At 64.2% G+C, this 17,913-nt stretch carries 12 protein-coding genes; 9 read left to right on the top strand and 3 right to left on the bottom strand.

The window, feature by feature from the left end:
• Positions 1–34 precede the first annotated feature (34 nt).
• The 3 genes from JSV08_02630 (at position 35) to nadA (ending at position 2,747) form a co-directional block, all read left to right on the top strand.
• Complete coding sequence (locus tag JSV08_02630) at positions 35–370, top strand: biopolymer transporter ExbD (protein ID UCF81823.1); 336 nt, start codon at positions 35–37, stop codon at positions 368–370.
• 77 nt (positions 371–447) lie between these two features.
• Positions 448–1,521, top strand: a complete 1,074-nt coding sequence (gene waaF / locus JSV08_02625; GenBank protein UCF81326.1) for a lipopolysaccharide heptosyltransferase II — start codon at positions 448–450, stop codon at positions 1,519–1,521.
• 134 nt (positions 1,522–1,655) lie between these two features.
• Complete coding sequence (gene nadA, locus JSV08_02620; protein UCF81325.1) at positions 1,656–2,747, top strand: quinolinate synthase NadA; 1,092 nt, start codon at positions 1,656–1,658, stop codon at positions 2,745–2,747.
• A gap of 10 nt (positions 2,748–2,757) precedes the next feature.
• Here the strand turns inward: nadA and JSV08_02615 are convergent, their stop codons facing one another.
• On the bottom strand, positions 2,758–3,159 hold the full coding sequence (locus JSV08_02615) for a YraN family protein (protein UCF81324.1): 402 nt from the start codon (positions 3,157–3,159) through the stop codon (positions 2,758–2,760).
• Between the two features lie 85 nt (positions 3,160–3,244).
• Here JSV08_02615 and rplM point away from each other — a divergent pair, with 85 nt between their 5' ends.
• The gene (gene rplM, locus JSV08_02610) at positions 3,245–3,679 is read left to right on the top strand and encodes a 50S ribosomal protein L13 (GenBank protein ID UCF81323.1); all 435 of its coding nucleotides are present in this window, start codon (positions 3,245–3,247) and stop codon (positions 3,677–3,679) included.
• 137 nt (positions 3,680–3,816) lie between these two features.
• Complete coding sequence (locus JSV08_02605) at positions 3,817–4,704, top strand: MBL fold metallo-hydrolase (GenBank protein ID UCF81322.1); 888 nt, start codon at positions 3,817–3,819, stop codon at positions 4,702–4,704.
• On the opposite strand, the gene JSV08_02600 is transcribed toward JSV08_02605, so the two are convergent.
• On the bottom strand, positions 4,701–6,098 hold the full coding sequence (locus JSV08_02600) for an L-seryl-tRNA(Sec) selenium transferase (GenBank protein UCF81321.1): 1,398 nt from the start codon (positions 6,096–6,098) through the stop codon (positions 4,701–4,703). The two genes, JSV08_02605 and JSV08_02600, sit on opposite strands and share 4 nt — an antisense overlap.
• A gap of 194 nt (positions 6,099–6,292) precedes the next feature.
• On the opposite strand from JSV08_02600, the gene JSV08_02595 reads away from it, so the two are divergent.
• The 3 genes from JSV08_02595 to JSV08_02585 all read left to right on the top strand — a co-directional run bounded on the left by JSV08_02595 (position 6,293) and on the right by JSV08_02585 (position 10,996).
• Positions 6,293–8,344: a HEAT repeat domain-containing protein gene (locus tag JSV08_02595; protein UCF81320.1), complete on the top strand. Its 2,052-nt coding sequence runs from the start codon at positions 6,293–6,295 to the stop codon at positions 8,342–8,344.
• Positions 8,344–10,593, top strand: a complete 2,250-nt coding sequence (locus JSV08_02590; protein UCF81319.1) for a bifunctional (p)ppGpp synthetase/guanosine-3',5'-bis(diphosphate) 3'-pyrophosphohydrolase — start codon at positions 8,344–8,346, stop codon at positions 10,591–10,593. The genes JSV08_02595 and JSV08_02590 overlap by 1 nt, the downstream gene beginning before the upstream one ends.
• Positions 10,594–10,672: 79 nt before the next feature.
• Positions 10,673–10,996: a hypothetical protein gene (locus tag JSV08_02585; GenBank protein UCF81318.1), complete on the top strand. Its 324-nt coding sequence runs from the start codon at positions 10,673–10,675 to the stop codon at positions 10,994–10,996.
• Positions 10,997–11,018: 22 nt separating this feature from the next.
• Here the strand turns inward: JSV08_02585 and JSV08_02580 are convergent, their stop codons facing one another.
• Positions 11,019–11,774, bottom strand: coding sequence for an alpha/beta fold hydrolase (locus JSV08_02580; protein ID UCF81317.1), 756 nt, complete (start codon positions 11,772–11,774; stop codon positions 11,019–11,021).
• Between the two features lie 303 nt (positions 11,775–12,077).
• Here JSV08_02580 and JSV08_02575 point away from each other — a divergent pair.
• A partial coding sequence (locus tag JSV08_02575) for a hypothetical protein (protein ID UCF81316.1) occupies positions 12,078–17,913 on the top strand: 5,836 nt, incomplete at its 3' end.

Raw genomic sequence — 17,913 nt, 5'->3', positions numbered from 1 at the left:
CGCCGAGATAAACATCATCCCCCTCGTGGACGTCATGCTCGTCCTTCTCATCATTTTCATGATCACGGTGCCCATGATGAAGGCCGGCGTGGACGTGTCGCTCCCCCGCGGCGAGCACGCCGCGCCCATGGAGGAGGAAAGAATCGTGATTGCGCTCACGCGCGACAAGGAGGTCTTCATCGAGGAGGAGCCCGTCCACGAGGCCGTCCTCACGGAGCGCCTCGAGGCCGCGGCCGCGGCTGGCACGTCCGTGTACCTCTACGCCGACCGCGCGCTTCCCTACGGCGACGTGATGGAGTTCATGGACCGCCTCAAGGGTGCCGGCATCGAGACCGTGGCGCTCGTGATGGAGGAAAGGCCGCTGAAATAGGTGCCGGCGCGGGAAAGGGCGACCCGGTTTTTCCCCGCCGCTGGCGTTCCCGGTGCCGCAGCGGTTAAAATCCCCCCATGAACCTTCTCGTCGTGCAGACGGCCTTCCTCGGAGACGCGGTGCTTACGACGCCGCTTCTGCGGGCGCTCAAGGAGACGCACCCCGGCTGCCGCCTCACGCTCCTTACGACGCCGGCCAACAAGGCTCTCCTTGAAGGCCTTATGGAGGTGGACGAATTTCTTCTGGACCGGAAGCGCGAGGAGGGGGTGTTGCGCGCCTCGCTCAGGCTCCTGGGGCCGCTACGGGAGGGGAACTTCGACCTCGCCGTCGCGGCGCACCGCTCGGCGCGCACGGCGCTTCTGCTCGCGCTGGCACGCATCCCGCGGCGCGTCGGCTTCGACGCCAATCCCCTTTCGCGCCTCTACCATCAGCGCGTTCACGACGACCCCGCCCGGCAGGCGGGGCGCCGCTACCTGCTGCTCATGAAAGCGTTCGACCGCGACCCCGCGAGCTTCGACCACCAGACCTTCCTTCGCGTGGACCCGGAGCGCTACGCGCACGTGGACGCGGTGCTGCGCGAGCGCGGCTTCGACGGCTCACGCCCCGTCGCCGTCCTTGCGCACGGCTCGGTATGGGTGACCAAGAAATGGACGGAGGAGGGGTACGCGGCGCTTGCCGACTTTCTCCGGGAAAAACGGGGTTTCGACGTCGTGCTGGTGGGCGACGCCTCGGAGCGCGAGCGCGCCGCCCGCATCTGCGCGCTGAGCCGCACGGAGCCCGTCGACCTGACGGGGCGGACGACGCTTGCCGACGTCGTGGCGCTCATCGCGCGCTGCGACTTCGTCGTCTCGAACGACAGCGCGCCGCTACACATCGCCTCGGCCTTCCGCAAGCCGCAGGTCGCCGTTTTCTGCTCGACGGCGCCCGAGGCCGGCTTCGTCCCGACGCACGAGCGCTGGGCCGTGGCGCAACTCGAGGGCCTATACTGCCGCCCCTGCGGCGTGCACGGCGCGAAGCGCTGCCCCGAAGGCCATTTCCGCTGCATAAAGGAGCTTGCGCCCGAGGCGGTCTTCGAGGCGGCCGAGCGCGTGCTCGGCCGTCCGCCCGGGCCCGCGGATACGGCGGGGGAGGGCGGGGCGGCTTCTTCCTAATTTCAGGTTTGATTTCTTTTTTTGACCGTGCTACCATGGAGTGCGTGTAAGGGGTACCCTCCCGAGGGCCGAGTCCGCATCCCGCGCGCACAAGTAACTGAGGAAGAATTTTTCCGACGTGAGATAGTAACGGTATGGAAACGGCGGTACGGACGCTCGTCGACGAAACGCCCGACGAATACCTCGAGCTGGAAGAGGAAGACCTCGTCGAGCGCATCCGCGCGCGAAAGCGGGAGTACGGCAAGCGCATGGTGGTGCTCGGGCACAACTACCAGCGCCACGCCGTCTATTCGCTCGCCGACTTCCACGGCGACTCCTACGGGCTGGCCAGGGTCGCCACCGAGCAGAAGGACGCCGAGTTCATCGTCTTCTGCGGCGTGCGCTTCATGGCGGCGACGGCGCGCGTCCTCGCCCAGCCCCACCAGACGGTCATCCACCCCTCGCATCTGGCCGGCTGTCCCATGGCCGACATGGCGAGCATCCATCAGGTGGAGAAAAGCTGGAAGGAGCTTTCGGAAGTCTTGGACGTCCGCCGCGTCATCCCCATGACCTACATGAACTCGGACGCCAGCCTGAAGGCTTTCTGCGGCGAGAACGGCGGCATCGTCTGCACGTCGTCGAACGCCGGGGGGGCTTTCGAGTGGGCGTTCGCGCGCGGCGACAAAATCCTCTTCTTTCCCGACGAGCACCTCGGGCGGAACACGGCGAACAGCCGCGGCATCCCCAAGGAGGAGCACCTTCTTTGGGACTACCGCAAGCCCCTGGGCGGCGCCGCGCCGGAGCGCGTCGAACGAGCCAAGGTGCTTTTGTGGAAGGGCTTCTGCCACGTCCACCAGTGGTTCACGCCGGAGCACGTTATCGAGATTCGCGAGAAATACCCCGACGCGAAGGTCGTCGTACACCCGGAGTGCACTGAGGAAACCGTCGCCGCGTCCGACGCCGCAGGCTCGACGGGCTTCATCGAAAAGTACGTCCGGAACGCGGAGCCGGGGAGCGTCATCGCCGTCGGGACCGAGATCCAGATGGTCTCGCGCCTCGCGTTCCAGCACCAGGACCGCACCGTGCTTCCCCTCTCGCGCTCCCTCTGCCCCAACATGTACAAGGTGAACCTCGGCAACCTGGCCTACTCCGTGGACCACCCGGGGGAGGTGAACGTGGTGACGCTTCCCCAGGACATAATCGACAAGGCGCGCATCGCCCTCAAGCGGATGCTCGAGGTGAACTAGATACTTCGGATTACCTTCTCGGCGCGCCGAAGGCGTTCTGGAGGAGCGTGACCTGGGGCTCCGCGCCGGCCAGGGAGACGCCCACCAAATCGAAGCGGAGGGAGCGGTCTTCGATTCTCTTCCGGGCGCAGTAGAGGCGCGCGAGGGCGATGAGCTTCTTCCGCTTGCCGGGCGTGATGTTGAGGAAGGGGCTGTAATCGTCCCCTTCGCGGCGGGTTTTGACTTCGACGAAGACGAGCGCGCCACCCTCCTCGGCAACGATGTCGATCTCTCCTATCTTGAGGCGCACGTTCGTTTCCACGATGCGGTAGCCGCGCTCCTTCAGGTGGCGGCGCGCGAGGCGCTCCCCCTCCGCGCCCGTGCGCAGGTGCGGCGCCCTCCGCCGCCAGAGTCGCTTGAGCCACGTACGCATCGCAGGGGAATTATACCTTGGAATTGCCGGCGGGGCTTGGAAAGCTCTTACTTTTTATGGTAAGCTGAGGGGTCAGGGGTAAATTATGAAGAAAAGCACGCGGTTTGCGCAGCCCGACGAGGTCGGAAAGAAATGGTGCGTGGTGGACGCCGCGGGGAAGCCGCTGGGGCGGCTTTCGTCGCGGGTCGCGTGGCTGCTCATGGGCAAGCACAAGCCCAAGTACTCGCCCCACGTGGAATGCGGCGATTTCGTCGTCGTGGTCAACGCCGAGAAGGTGCACCTCACGGGCCGCAAGGAAGAGCAAAAACTTTACCAGTGGCACACCGGCTATCCCGGCGGCCTCAAGGAGCGCCGGGCCTCCGAGATGCGCGCCAAGCAGCCTGCGAAGCTTGTGGAGTGGAGCGTCTACGGCATGCTTCCCAAAACCCGCCTGGGGAAGCGCATGTTCAACCGGTTGAAGGTCTATGCCGGACCCGACCATCCTCATGCGGCGCAGAGTCCGGAGGCCGTGGAGATATAGCGTCGCTCACTGGTCGCGGCGTGGGACGCCGCACGGCTTCGGAGCAGGGACCAGCCTGTCGTTGAGCCGTTTGTGACATTCATCACAGATTAAAAGAGGGGTGTATGGTTATACTGGGGGGATTGGATCTTAGGACCATGGCTGGAAATCCCGCATTTCGAGTGCGATTCTGGGGCGTGCGCGGAAGCTACGCCGCTCCTGGCTCCGACACCGTCCGTTACGGTGGTAACACGTCATGCGTCGAAGTCCAGGCGGGCGGCAAGCGCATCGTCCTAGACGCCGGCAGCGGGATCATTCCTCTCGGAAAGCACATTCTTGAAACGGCGTCCGACGGCCAGGGGCAGCACACTCTCGTGCTCATAAGCCACTTCCACTTCGACCACATTCAGGGCCTTCCTTTCTTTCGCCCGGCCTTTCTTTCCTCTCACCGCGTCTACGTCTACGCGCCCTCGTTTATGAACGAGACGCCCCGCGCAACCTTTGATCGCCTCTTGGTGTCGCCGATGTGTCCTTTCGATTTGCGTAACATGTCGGGCGTGGCCGAGGTGAGCGAGGTCAAGCCCGGCGAGCGCTTCGTCTGGTCGCCTTCGGACGACGCCCCGCGCCCCGCCGGGGAGGCGGCGTCGGACGAGGACGTTCTCGTCGAGCCTTACGTTAACTACGACATCCATCCCCGCGACGGCGTCGCCCTCTACCGGCTGCGCCACCGCGGGCGCTCCTTGGTCTACGCGACCGACGTGGAGGGAGTGCACGACGAGGTCGTCGAGTTTGCGCGCGGCGCGGATTTGCTCATCCTGGACGCGATGTACAAAAGGAACGAGTACGAGAACATAACGCGCGGCTGGGGGCACTCGACCGTCACGATGGCGCGCGAGGTGGCCCAGCGCGCCGACGTGGCCCGCTTCGCCCTCTTCCACCACAGCCCCGACCACGACGACGACACCATCGACGAGAAGGAGCGCTTCGCACGGAAGGAGTTCCCCGCCGCCTTTTGCGCCTGCGAAGGGCAGACGGTGGAGTTTTAAGCGAGCCGGCCGAGCGCGGCTTCGAGCTTCTTCTCTTCCTCCCGGCCTACCGTTCTTAAATCGAGAATCACGCGTCCGCCGCGCACACGGGCGATGACCGGCGGCTCCGCGCCGCGGAGCCGCTCGGCAGCGGCCTGGGCGCTCAGCGAAGGGTGGAGCAGAGAGACGACCGCCGTCGGAGTCTCCATCGCGGGCGTCGTTCCCCCTCCGATGCGGGAGGCGTCGTCCTTGACCTCGACGCCCCAGTCGGGATGCACCTTGGCGATGCGCGAAGCAAGCCGCCGGGCGCGCTTGCGAATCGCTTCTCTCGAAGCACCCGCCATCCGGAGGACGGGAATTTTCTCTAGGCGGCCGGCGTAATGGAGCGCGAGCGTCGCCTCGAGCGCTGCGAGCGTCATCTTGTCCACGCGCAGGGCGCGGCTCAGGGGATTGCGCTTCATGGCCTGGACGAGGCGCTTTTTCCCCGCAAGGACGCCCGCCTGGGGGCCGCCCAGGAGCTTGTCGCCGCTGAAGCACACCACGTCCGCGCCGCGGCGCAGCTCTTCCGGCACGGTCGGCTCGCCCACGCCGGCAAGCGGGGCGAGGTGCCCGCTTCCCAGGTCGTACAGGAGGGGAATCCGCTTCTTGCGCGCAATCGCCGCGAGCTCCTCGAGTTCGACGCTTTCCGTGAAGCCCACGACGCGGTAGTTGCTCGGGTGCACTTTCAGCAGGGTGCCGGTTTCCTTCGAGACGGCGCGGGCGTAGTCCGCCGGCTTGGTTTTGTTCGTCGTGCCCACCTCGCGCATGCGGGCGCCGCTTCGGGCGAGGATTTCGGGGATGCGGAAGGAGCCGCCGATTTCGATGAGCTCCCCGCGCGAGACCACGACCTCTTTCCCCAGGGCGAGCGTGTTGAGCGCAAGGAGCACGGCCGCCGCGTTGTTGTTGACGATGTGCGCGGCTTCCGCCTCGAGCATGCGGCACAGGAGGCTCTCGACGTGCGCGCCGCGGCCGCCGCGCCTCCCGGAGGCGATGTCGTATTCGAGGGCTGCGTAGCTGCGCGCGGCGCGGGCGACCTCCTCGACGGCCTCCTCCGCAAGCGGAGCGCGCCCCAGGTTCGTATGCAGGATGACGCCAGTGGCATTGATGACCGAGAGGAGCGAAGGGCGAAGCGCGCCAGCAAGCCGCTCGCGCAGCGCCTGCGGCAGACGTTCGAGCCGCGCGCGCAGCGCCCCGGCGTCGAGGCGACCCTCGCGGACGGCCCGGCGCAAATCTTTGAGAACTTCCCGCGCCGCCTCCTTCACGCGCCCGCGCGGGTATTCCTCCGCAAGCGCCGCGACCGTTTTTTCCGAGAGCAGGCGGTCCACGGAGGGAAGATCGCGCAGCAAACTTTTTGCCGAAAGGTGCTTCGCTGGCATCCCGTTATGGTAGCACAAAGCGGATGGCGGATATCTGCTTATCTGCCATTGGGAGCCGCGTTTCCCCTCCGTGGTATAATGTTGAAGGAGAGCCTGATCCCATGACGGAAGAGCGTTCCTTGCCCGCCCCCCCGGAGCCTTCGGGAGTTCCCGACGCACCCTCCCAGGCGCGCTGAAAATTTTTGGATTTCCCAATGATGCGTGCACTGGCGGCCGTTCTCATGATTGTCCTTCCGGCGGGAATCGTCCCGGCGAAGGACGAAACTTCCAAGTCTCTTCTTAAGAAGCAGACGCTCATCCTGCAGCTCGAGGACAAGCGCGACGCGCAGAGCGGCAAGTGGAAAAAGCTCGCGGCCGACGGGGACGCCTCGATTCGCTCCCGCGCGGCGCTTGCGCTCGGGCGCATCGGGAGCGAACAAAGCGTCCCTCTCCTCGCTGCTCTGGCGAAGGACGAAGAGGCCGGGGTGCGGCTGGCGGCGTCGTTTGCGCTGGGGCTCGTGCCGGGCGAGGGCGCCTCGAAAGCCCTCGCGGAGGTGCTTTCCCGCCCCGATCTCTCGCCAGAGGAAACCGCCCAGGCGCTCGAAAGCCTCGGGCGGGTCGGGCTTGAGGAAGATGCCTCTAAGGTCGCGTCCTTCCTCGACTCCCCGTCACCCGTGGTCGTCGAGGCCGCCCTCGGCGCGCTTTGGAAGTTTTCCCGTTTCGAGCGCCTTGACAAGGTGATGGAGCTTGCGACGGACGCCGACACGGAGCCGGCGGTGCGGCGGGCCGCCGCCCTCGCGCTCGGACGCCGGGGACCCAAGGAAGCCTACCGGACGCTCTCGGTGCTTGCGCACGATGCCGATTCCAGAATCGTCTCCTACGCCATCATGGGCCTCAACCGCACGGAGAATCCCGAGGCGCCGGCCCAGGTGCGGCACCTCCTCGAGGACCCGAATCAGCCCGTCGCCGTGCATGCCGCGGCGCTTCAACTGTTTGCCGACCGCTCCGGGCGGATAGAGAAGCGCGTGCTGAGCGAACTCCTCCACCCCGACCAGCACCCCTACGTCTTTCTCGCCGCCGCTGCCGCGCTCGAAAAGGCCGGCGCCCCGACGGCTATGGAGTTCTACGAGCAATTTCTGGAGCTTCCCCATCCCGAGGTTGTGGCGGCCGCGGTGGAGGCGGCCGGCCGTGCGGCCCTGCCTCTCGTTGCCAAGCACGGGGAGAAACTCACGAAGCATCCTTCCTGGATGGTTCGGCGGGCGGTGCTTCGGGCCGCGATGGATGTCAAGTATGACAAGGGAAAAACCGAAGGCTGGGCGCGCGCCCTCCTGGAAGACCCCGACATGCGCGTCGAGATCCAGGCGCTCGAAACCCTCGGAAGGCTTGACGTGCCCGACCGCTACGACATGCTCATGGAGCGCGTCGGGAAGGACAAGAAGGGCGAAAAGGAAAAACATCCCCTGCGGCTGAGGCAGGTCATTCTGGAGCTTCAGCGCCTGCTTCAAGACGACATGAAGCACCTGGCCACGTACATACGGCCTAAAATTTCCCAATGGCAGCGCAAGACCATCAACGAGACTCTCTATCGGTTGTACGACGAGGCCCCGGGCGGCGAGGGGGTGGTCGTCCGCTTGAGCGTACTCGACGCCCTTAGGGACATTCAAACGCCGGAAGCGCTCGCGTTTTACGGGGACGTGCTCGCCTCCGACCCCGACTTTTTGGTGCGGCGCACGGCGGCGCTCCATCTGGAGGACATTACGGGCGACCCGTACGACGCCGCGCGGCTTCCTCCCGCCAAGCGGAAGCGTCCGTCGTTTTACCGCCGCGTTCTGAGCCTGAACGCCGAGCGCTCCGAAGCCGTGCTTCGCACGGAGGCGGGGGAGGTCGTGTTGGGGTTTCTCCCCGACGACGCGCCGCTTACGGTGCACAACTTTGCGACGCTGGCCGAGCAGGGATTCTACGACGGCCTCCCCTTCCACCGGGTCGTTCCCGGCTTCGTCGTTCAAACGGGCTGCCCGTGGGGCACTGGGTTGGGGGGGCCGGGCTACCGCATCCGCAGCGAATGGAGCAACCTTCCTTATGCGCGTGGCGCACTGGGCATGGCTCATAGCGGCAAGGACACGGCGGGGAGCCAATTCTTCATCACCCAGGCCCCCCAGCCACATCTTGAAGCGGCCTACACCGTGTTCGGCCATGTGAAGAAGGGCATGGAGGTCGTGGACCGCATCACGGAAGGCACGCGCATCCTGAGCGTGGAGGTGCGCTGATGGCGGAATCTACCGTTTCCTCTCAAGGGAAGGAATTAGAGAAAACCGGCGAGCCCGCGGCGGGCGCCGCGCCCCCGATGCCGACTCCCGTGCGCTACCAGGACCTCGTGGAGCGCATGGAGCGCTACATTCCGCGGTTCGATCCCGAGGCCATCCACCGTGCCTACGTCTACGCGGCGGCTAAGCACCGCAGCCAGACGCGCCGGTCTGGAGAGCCGTACCTGAGCCACCCACTCCATGTCGCCTACATTCTCGCGGACATGGAGCTCGAGCCCACCTGCGTCGTCGTGGCCCTCCTCCACGACGTGGTGGAGGACACCGCGACCGATTTGGAGGAGATCGAGCGCCTCTTTGGCCGGGACGTGGCCCACCTTGTGGACGGCGTCACGAAGCTCAGCAAAATCTCGTTTTCCTCCAAAGAGGTCCAGCAGGCCGAGAATTTCCGGAAGCTCGTCCTCGCCATGGTGGGCGACATCCGCGCGCTTCTGGTTAAACTCGCCGACCGCCTCCACAACATGCAGACCCTTGGGGCGCTTCTTCCCGGCGTGCGGGAGCGCAAGGCGCGCGAGACGCTCGAGATCTACGCACCCCTCGCCTACCGCCTCGGGATGGGGCGCATCAAGTCGGAGCTCGAGGAGCTCGCGTTCGGGGTGCTCAACCCCCGCGAGCAAGAGCTCATCACGGCGAACGTCGAGGAAAGGCGCAAGGTGGACACGGTGTTCATCCGCATGATCGAGCGCACGCTCCAGGAGGCGCTCGCGAAGCACCGGATTGCGGCCGCGGTCGAGTGGCGCGTCAAGACGACCTACAGCATCTACAGAAAGGTTACAACCAAGCACGTTTCCCTCGACGAGGTGTACGATTACCTCGCGTTCCGAATCATCACGGACGCCGTCGGCGACGAGGGCGTGCAGGCGTGCTACCGCATCATGGGCATCCTGCACGGCGTGTGGAAGCACGTGCCGGGGCGCATCAAGGACTTCATCGCCATTCCCAAGCCCAACAACTACCGCTCGCTCCACACGACGCTTATGACCGGCGAGGGGCATCCGTTCGAGGTGCAGATTCGCACGTGCGAGATGCACATTCTGAGCGAGGAGGGGATCGCGGCGCACTGGCGCTACAAGGAAGGCAAACCGCCCCGGGAGGGACGCGATACGGAAATGTTCGGCTGGCTTCGACGCACCGTCGAGTGGCTCAGGGATGTCAAGGACCCGCGCGAATTCGTGGACAGCATGCAGCTCGACCTTTACCCCGCCGAGGTCTACGTCTTCAGCCCCAAGGGAGACGTGTTTTCGTTTCCGCGGACCGCCACGCCCCTCGATTTCGCCTACCGCGTCCACACCGAGGTCGGCCACCGCTGCATAGGCGCGAAAGTGAACGGCCGCATGGTTCCCCTCGACACGCCCCTGCGAAATGGTGATGTCGTGGAGATCCTCACGGGCAAGGAGGCGCATCCGGGCAAGGACTGGCTGAAGCTGGTGAGCACCTCGCGCGCGCGCGTCAAGATCAAGGCGTGGTTTGCGCGCGAGGAGAAGGCCCACAGCGTGGAGATGGGGCGCGAGATTCTGGAGAAACACTTCCGGCGGCGCGGCTTCTCCCTGCGCGAGGCCCTGAAGGACGAGAGGAAGGCCGAGGCCGTCTACCGCTCGCTCGGCGTGACGGAGAAAGAGAGCCTTTGCGCGGCCGTCGCCTACGGCAAGGTTCTGCCCCGAAAGGTGCTTGAAAGATTTTATCCCGAAGAAACCCCCACGCCCAAGCTTGCCCGAGACGCCGCCGAGGCCTTGCCCCGCACCCCGCTCGAGGTGCGCGGCGCGGAGGACCTGCTCATCAACCTCACCCGCTGCTGCCATCCCATTCCGGGCGAGGACGTCATAGGCTACATCACGCGCGGCCGGGGCGTCTCCGTCCACCGCCGCTCGTGCCCGAACGTCAAGACGCTTCTTCTTGCGCCGGAGCGCATGGTGGAAGTGCAGTGGAGGGGGGAGGATAAGGCTCCGAAAGCCGGCGCGCAGCTCTATCCGGCGCGCCTCGTCCTCCACATGGACAACCGCGTTGGGATGCTTGCCAAGATCTCGGTATGCATCGCCGAGCGGGGGATGAACATCCGCGACGTCAAATCCATAATCCTCCCGAACGGCAAGTTTGTCCTCCACCTCACCGTCGAGACCCTGGGCCTTTCGCACCTGAAGCGCGTCATGGAGGTGCTGCGCGAGGTGGACGGCGTCTTCGACGTGGCGAGAAAGTAGGCGGGGATGGGGTGGAAGCGCTCGAAGGTTGAACCGTCCGCGGAGCGCTTCGCAGGAAAAAGCGTGCGGACCATTCTCGGTGAAAAAGAACTACGACGCGTTGTTTGACGGTGTCCTTCGCTTCCGAACGCTCGAGGAGGCAGAGGAGAGCATCCACCGCATTGAGGCGCTCTACCGCGGCTTTGAGCGCGAGGGTGACCGCCTCGGCACGGCGCGCGCCATGCACGAGATGGAAAAGGGGCTGCGGCGGGCGCGGATGATCGCCAAGAACAAGCGCGTGAGCGGGGAGAAGCGGCGGGAAAAGGCCGAGGCCGCGCTCTGGTTTGAAACGTGGCTCACGGCTCCCGGCGCTTTCTGGACGTGGCTTTCGATGCGCAAGCGCGCCCGGGAGAAACCGTCCTGATGAACGCGGCTAACGAAAAACGTCAGCCGATGGCCCCCTCGAGCGCCTCGCAGAACGCCTCGAAGCGCCCGCTAAGAAGCGCGTCGGCGTGAAGGGGCTCCTCGAAGGGAAAAATGCGCAGCGACTTGGGCTCGGAGGCGGCCTCGTAGAGAAGGTGCGCGTGCCCGACGTCCACGAGCCAGTCGTTTCGGGTGTGAAAGACGTGCAGGGCGACGGGGGCGAGCTGCGCCGCGCAGTCGGTGTAGCGGGGCTTCTTGGCCAGATAGGCGCGAAGCGAAACGCGCGGCGGGCGCACGACTTCGTGAAGGCTCAGGCATGAGAGCGCCGTGGGCGCCTTGAGGAGTGGCACTTTGATTTTCGCAAAATCGGCCGGGGCGCAGACCGTGACGAGCGTCTTCGCGCGCGGCTCCCGCGCAAGCACACTCATGGCGATGCTGCCTCCCATGGAAAACCCCACCACACGGATTGCGGCTTCGGGAAAGACGCGGCCCGCGCATTCGAGCACCGCGGCGAAATCCCGCCCCTCCTCGAGGCCGAACGTGTAGGCGCCGCTCGATCGCCCGTGGCCGCGAAAGTCGAAAAGAAGCACGCTCCGGCCGCTGGCCGCGAGGTGCTCGGCGAGGCGCCGCATCACGGGCGACACGCGTCTTCTCCAGAAGCCCGGCGCGAGCACCACGACCCCGCCCTCCGGGCGAGGCGAGCCCTCGCCGTAGAGGTCGCAGGCGATACGGACGCCGTCGCTTGCGATGAGCGTTTCCGTGCGAGGGGGCGTGGTCATGACGCGTTTATTATGATGCCATGGACGCCGCCTCGTGGATACCCGGTCAGGGCCGCTGAAAAGGTCGCCGGGGCTCCGCAGGCAGCCGTTTTTACCGACACCCTCTACCGCTTGATTTTTCCGGATTTCCGTGGTATAATGCAAACTGTGAAAGTGCAAGGCAAGGCTCAAGCCCCGCCGAGGGGGAGACCTCTTGTTCCAAAAGGCGGGCATGGCGATGGAAAGGCAGTGTCCCGAAGGGGATGTGCGTTGCTGCCGGCGGCTAGCGCTTCTCGAGTCGGGCGCGTCGGCTTCGTCGGTGCTGTGGCCTGCTTGCTGGTGCTTGTGCTGCCTGTGTGGGGTCAGTTCACGGGCATAACGGGCACAGAAGAAGGGAGGGGGCTTCAGTTCTGGGAGCGGGTGAACGCTCAGCGCGCCATTGAGGAGGTTTACCGCTCGAAGCGCCTCGAAGCCAGCCCATCGGCATCTGTGCGGGCCGTTTCGGAAGAGGCCCTGGAGGCCGGGGTGCAGCGCACCTTGCGGCAAAACTGGGCCTTGAAGAATGTGTTCGGCGAGTCGATTTCCCAGGAAGCGCTGGACCAGGAACTCGCGCGCATCGTGCGCGAGACGAAGGATCCCGAAACGCTTCAGCGCATTTTCGATGCCCTCGGGGGCGACCCGTATCTCATTAAAGAGGCTCTGGTGCGGCCCATTTTGACGGGGCGCTTACTGCGCTCGCGCTACGAGCGAGACCCCGAGATTCACCGCGAAGCGCGCGAGCGGGCGGAGAGCATTCACGCGGAGCTTCAGCCGGGTCGCCTTGAGGAGTTCGCCGGCAAGGCCCGGTATTCCCGCGCCACGTTGCGCCGCGTCGTTTCCGAAGGTGCCGGCCCTGCCGGCACCGGAGCGGCAAGAAAGGGGTTCTTTCGGCGGGGCGCGGAAATCGAGCTCGAGAGCAAAGTATTCGAGCGCAAGCGACGGGCGCTTCCTCCCGAGGGGCAAATCAGTCCCGTTCGCGAACTCTCAGACGGTTTCGTGATCGAGCATGTAAGCGCCGAAGACCCGGGCACGCTTGTCGTGGAAAGCCTCTTCGTCCCCAAGAAGCCCCTTGACGATTGGATCGCCGAAGCAAGCCCGCCGGGTTGGGCGATGGAACCGCTCAGCACCTCTTTCGAGTCCACGAGCAGTTGGAGCGAGCCCATGCCTCTCGTACCGCTGCCTACGGCCCCTCCCTCCGGAGCCAGCTGGGAGAGAAGCGGACCTCCCGGGCCGCGCTACGGCCATACGGCCGTCTGGACGGGCACGGAGATGATTGTATGGGGCGGAACAACGTTCGAGGGCGGCGAGATTCTTTTTAACACCGGCTATCGCTACGCCCCGGGCGCCCTCGGCTACTGGACGCCCATCTCGACCATCGGCGCTCCCACGCCGCGCATGTACCACACGGCGGTGTGGACGGGCACAAAGATGATTGTCTGGGGCGGCTTTGACGACGTTATGGACGGCTTGAGCGACATGGATCCTTTTACGGGTGGTAGCCTCAATGCAAGCGCCGGAGGAATCTATGACCCTGTTTCGGATACGTGGGAGGCTATTCCCGGCGCTCCGATCGGGGTCGAGTCCCGTTTCAAGCACACGGCCGTCTGGACGGGGACGGAAATGATTGTCTGGGGCGGGTGGCAGGACCTTGCGGGAACGGCATTAAATACGGGGGCGCGCTACACTCCGGGGGGAGGGTGGACGGTGCTCGACGGCGCCGCGTGTCCCATCGAGGGCCGTTTTCAGCACACGGCCGTCTGGACGGGGACGGAAATGATTGTCTGGGGCGGGGTGCCGGACCTGCTGGGGACGAGGCTCGGTGACGGCGCCCGCTACGACCCCGCAGCACTTCCAGCAAACGCATGGACCCTTGTGGATCCGACAGGCGCCCCTGCCCCGAGGGGCGAGCACACGGCGGTGTGGTCGGGCGGGGAAATGGTCGTCTGGGGAGGGACGAACGGGATTGTTTTCTTCGCGGACGGCGGACTGTACGACCCGGCGCAGGATTCGTGGGCGCCGATACCTCCGCCGCCCGCCCCTGGTGCGGGCGCCGGGCGGCGCGGCCACGTGGCCGTGTGGACAGGTGCGAGGATGCTCATGTGGGGCGGCCAGCGTGGAACAAAAGTTTTAAAAGATGGATGGGAGTTTAACCCTGCAGTCCCCACCCTCGTCGCTTTCAAGGCGCTTCGCATGGACGCCGTCGGAAATCTGATGGATGACGTTTCGCAGGAATTTTTTGTGGATGACGACAGCGGCACATGCCAGGCGGGCAAGTGCGCTCCGGCGTTCGGCCCGACCTTCGGCTCAAAGGCGAAATATGTCGTCGTGGGAGGAACGGCGGGGCTTTTTGGTCAGATTCTTTATAAGCGGACATCTGCCTCCGTTTTTACGGAGCCAGGTACTACTAATCCGACTCCCAATACGTGCTGGGACGGTGGAAAGCACATGATTGTGGAATATTGGGACGGGGCGGGCTGGCAGGTCATAAACGGCTTCCCCTGTCCTATCAGCGACCCGACCAGGTCTTCCGGTGCCGATGATAGGAAGTACCCCCTGTTTATAGACGGTGTTATTAGCGTTGACCAAGGCTACCTGGACCTGCTTGCCGATGGAATCGGGGGTTGTGCCGACTGTGCCGACAGGGCATGTGACGACTGTCTCACCAGCGATTGCACCCCCGGCAGTGGTGACAACGACGGCGACGGTCTAATAGACGAGATCGTCGGCGGCCAGTGCAGTGACTGTCTCACCATCAATTGTGTAGACGGTGTTGACAACGACGGGGACTTACGCATAGACGAGCTGTCATGTGGCGACTGTGCCGACAGTGGCGGCTGTGCCGACTGTGACGACTGTGAATACGCCTATTGCTGTGAAGACGGCGGCCCGTTCAATCCCAATTGCTTCAACGGCGTTGACGACGACGGGGACGGCCTCGTAGACGAAAGAGACGACTCCGATTGCTACAACAGCATTGACGACGACGGGGACGGAGATATAGACGAGACCAATTGCACGGATGGCATTGACAACGACTGGGATTTTCTCACAGATGAATTCGGCGCCGTCGATTGCACCAACGGGATCGACGACGACTTGGACGGCTTCATAGACGAGTTCGATTGCGTCAACAGGCTTGACGACGACGCAGACGGCTTGGTAGACGAGCCGTCATGCGCCGACTGTGCCGACGGCGGCATGTTCAATTGCACCAACGGTGTGGACGACGACGGGGACGGAGATATAGACGAGACCGATTGCACCAACGGTGTGGACGACGACGGGGACGGCTCCATAGACGAGTACTTTGTCGATTGCGTCAACGGGCTTGACGACGACGGCGACGGTCTCGTAGACGAAGGCGATTGCACCAACTGCAGGGACGACGACTTGGACGGCTTAATAGACGAGATGGACAACCCTTCCGACTGGCGGCCCGGGGGGTTTGGAGGGTTCGGTTGTGGCGAGTCCAATTGTTTCGACGGTGTTGACAACAACGGGAACGGCTTCACAGACGAGCTGCCATGTGGCGACTGTGCCGACATCGATTGCGCCAACGGGATTGACGACGACGGGGACGGCTTCATAGACGAGTTCGATTGCACCAACGGTGTGGACGACAACGGGGACGGCCTGGTGGACGAGCCGCCATGTGACGACTGTGACGAACCGCTATGTGACGACTGTGCCGACATCCTTCCAGGCGGAGATGGCATTCTAGGAACGCCCGATGACATTGGCAATTGCACCAACGGTGTGGACGACGACGGGGACGGAGATATAGACGAGTTCGATTGCGTCGACTTTTTCGACAACGACGGGGACGGCCTGATGGACGAGCTGCTATGCAACGACTGTGATGACTGTGCCGACTGTGCCGACATCGATTGCACCAACGGGATCGACGACGACGGGGACGGCTTCATAGACGAGTTCAATTGCACCGACGACGTCGACAACGACGGGGACGGCATCATAGACGATGCCGATTGCACCAACGGAATTGACGATGACTTGGACGGCTTCATAGACGAGACCGATTGCACCGACGGTGTCGACAACGACGGGGATGCTTTCATAGATGAACCCTACTTCGATTGCACCAACGGGATCGACGACGACGGGGACGGCTTCATAGACGAGACCGATTGCACCGACGGCGTCGACAACGACTTCGACGGCCCGATAGACGAGCCGCCATGCGACGACTGCGACGAGCCGCTATGCGACGACTGCGGCGACTGTGCCGACATCGATTGCGCCAACGGTGTGGACGACGACGGGGACCTCCTCATAGACGAGTTCGATTGCACCAACGGGAGTGACGACGACTTGGACGGCTTCATAGACGAGACCGATTGCACCGACGGCGTCGACAACGACTTGGACGGCTTCACGGACGAGCCGTCATGCGGCGACTGTGACGACCTCGATTGCACCAACGTTGTGGACGACGACGGGGACGGCCTCGCAGATGAAACCGATTGCACCGACGGCGTCGACAACGATTTGGACGGCTTCACGGACGAGCCGGCATGTGCCGACTGTGCCGACTGTGCCGACCTCGATTGCACCAACGCTGCGGACGACGACGGGGACGGCCTCGCAGATGAAACCGATTGCACCAACGGTGTAGACGACGACGGGGACGGCTTCATAGACGAGACCGATTGCACCGACGGTGTTGACAGCGACGCGGATGGTTTCATAGATGAATTCGCCTTCGATTGCACGGATGGCATTGACAACGACGGGGACGGCTTCATAGACGAAACCGATTGCACCGACGGCGTCGACAACGACTGGAACGGCCTCATAGACGAGTCGGGCGGTATAGCATGTGCCGACTGTGCGGATGGGCTCCTCCCCAACTCTTGCACCAACGGTGTGGACGACGACGGGGACGGCCTCATAGACGAGTTCGATTGCACCAACGGTGTGGACGACGACGGGGACGGCTCAATAGATGAATTTATATTTAATAAAAGCTTCTATCCGGGCCTCGATTCTAGACTCTTTTATTTGCGCTTCTGGGTAGGGCCCACCTGGTGTGGGGAGGGCCCGTCGCTCTCTTGCACCAACGGTGTGGACGACGACGGGGACGGCCTCATAGACGAGAAAGGGCCAACGTGTGTCCCCGCGTCCACTTATTCCGGTGCTCCGACAGGCGTCGCGGAACCTGAGATTGACCAATTCTCTCCGCCCAGCGCCTGGCTTCCAATTGCAACCGCCGGCGTGGGCGTCGGAACGCAGGTGGCGGCCGTTTGGGACGACGCTGGCAATCGGATGATTATCTGGGGCGGCCTGCGAGGGGACGGCACCCCGAGCATGAGCGGCGGCGTTTATAACACGTCCTCCAAGACATGGAATCCCGATGTTGGAACGAAGGGCGCATTTGACAACGACGCTCCCATGCCGCGCTACCTTCATACCGCCGTCTGGACGGGCGCGGAAATGATTGTCTGGGGCGGGGCGGGCATCGAAGAAACCACGGGCAGAACACTCCCCCCTACAGACACGGGGGCGGTCTACACTCCGGCCACGAATACATGGATCCCTGTTACAACAATTGATGCCCCTTCCCCGCGTAGCGAACATTCAGCCGTCTGGGATACCACTAGTGGTGAGATGGTTGTCTTTGGCGGAAAGTCCATTGGCGGAGCGTCCCTTTGCGATGGCGCCCGGTATATCCCTCCGCCAACGGATGCTTGGCTCTCGACGGGAAACCAGGCGAACCTGCTTACCAACGTTATAAATTCTAGCAAATCCTCGGCCTTTGTCCCGGACTTTGGGGACTTGGCCGAGACGGGCGTGGCTGTCAGGGACCCGCTCACCGTCACGGGGGGGGTCTGTGGCGAATGTATCGATTGTGACGACTGTGCCGACTGTGCGGACTGTGACGACTGTGCCGACTGTGCCGACTGTGAGGACTGCGCCGACTGTGACGACTGTGCGGACTGTGACGACTGTGACGACTGCGCCGACTGTGACGACTGCGCGGACTGTGACGACTGCGCCGACTGTGACGACTGTGACGACTGCGCCGACTGTGACGACTGCGCCGACTGTGACGACTGCGCCGACTGTGACGACTGCGCCGACTGTGACGACTGCGCCGACT

Source organism: Acidobacteriota bacterium, from assembly GCA_020349885.1.
In the GTDB taxonomy this organism is placed as follows: domain Bacteria; phylum Acidobacteriota.
The sequence above is the reverse complement of the archived record's forward strand: the minus strand, read 5'-3'. Positions and strand labels throughout refer to the sequence as shown.

What these genes read in the sequence shown, in the direction of transcription:
- JSV08_02630 (UCF81823.1), top strand. Translation starts at nt 35, where the DNA reads ATGCTCGTCCTTCTCATCATTTTCATGATCACGGTGCCCATGATGAAG.
- waaF (UCF81326.1), top strand. Translation starts at nt 448, where the DNA reads ATGAACCTTCTCGTCGTGCAGACGGCCTTCCTCGGAGACGCGGTGCTT.
- nadA (UCF81325.1), top strand. Translation starts at nt 1,656, where the DNA reads ATGGAAACGGCGGTACGGACGCTCGTCGACGAAACGCCCGACGAATAC.
- JSV08_02615 (UCF81324.1), bottom strand. Translation starts at nt 3,159, where the DNA reads ATGCGTACGTGGCTCAAGCGACTCTGGCGGCGGAGGGCGCCGCACCTG.
- rplM (UCF81323.1), top strand. Translation starts at nt 3,245, where the DNA reads ATGAAGAAAAGCACGCGGTTTGCGCAGCCCGACGAGGTCGGAAAGAAA.
- JSV08_02605 (UCF81322.1), top strand. Translation starts at nt 3,817, where the DNA reads ATGGCTGGAAATCCCGCATTTCGAGTGCGATTCTGGGGCGTGCGCGGA.
- JSV08_02600 (UCF81321.1), bottom strand. Translation starts at nt 6,098, where the DNA reads ATGCCAGCGAAGCACCTTTCGGCAAAAAGTTTGCTGCGCGATCTTCCC.
- JSV08_02595 (UCF81320.1), top strand. Translation starts at nt 6,293, where the DNA reads ATGATGCGTGCACTGGCGGCCGTTCTCATGATTGTCCTTCCGGCGGGA.
- JSV08_02590 (UCF81319.1), top strand. Translation starts at nt 8,344, where the DNA reads ATGGCGGAATCTACCGTTTCCTCTCAAGGGAAGGAATTAGAGAAAACC.
- JSV08_02580 (UCF81317.1), bottom strand. Translation starts at nt 11,774, where the DNA reads ATGACCACGCCCCCTCGCACGGAAACGCTCATCGCAAGCGACGGCGTC.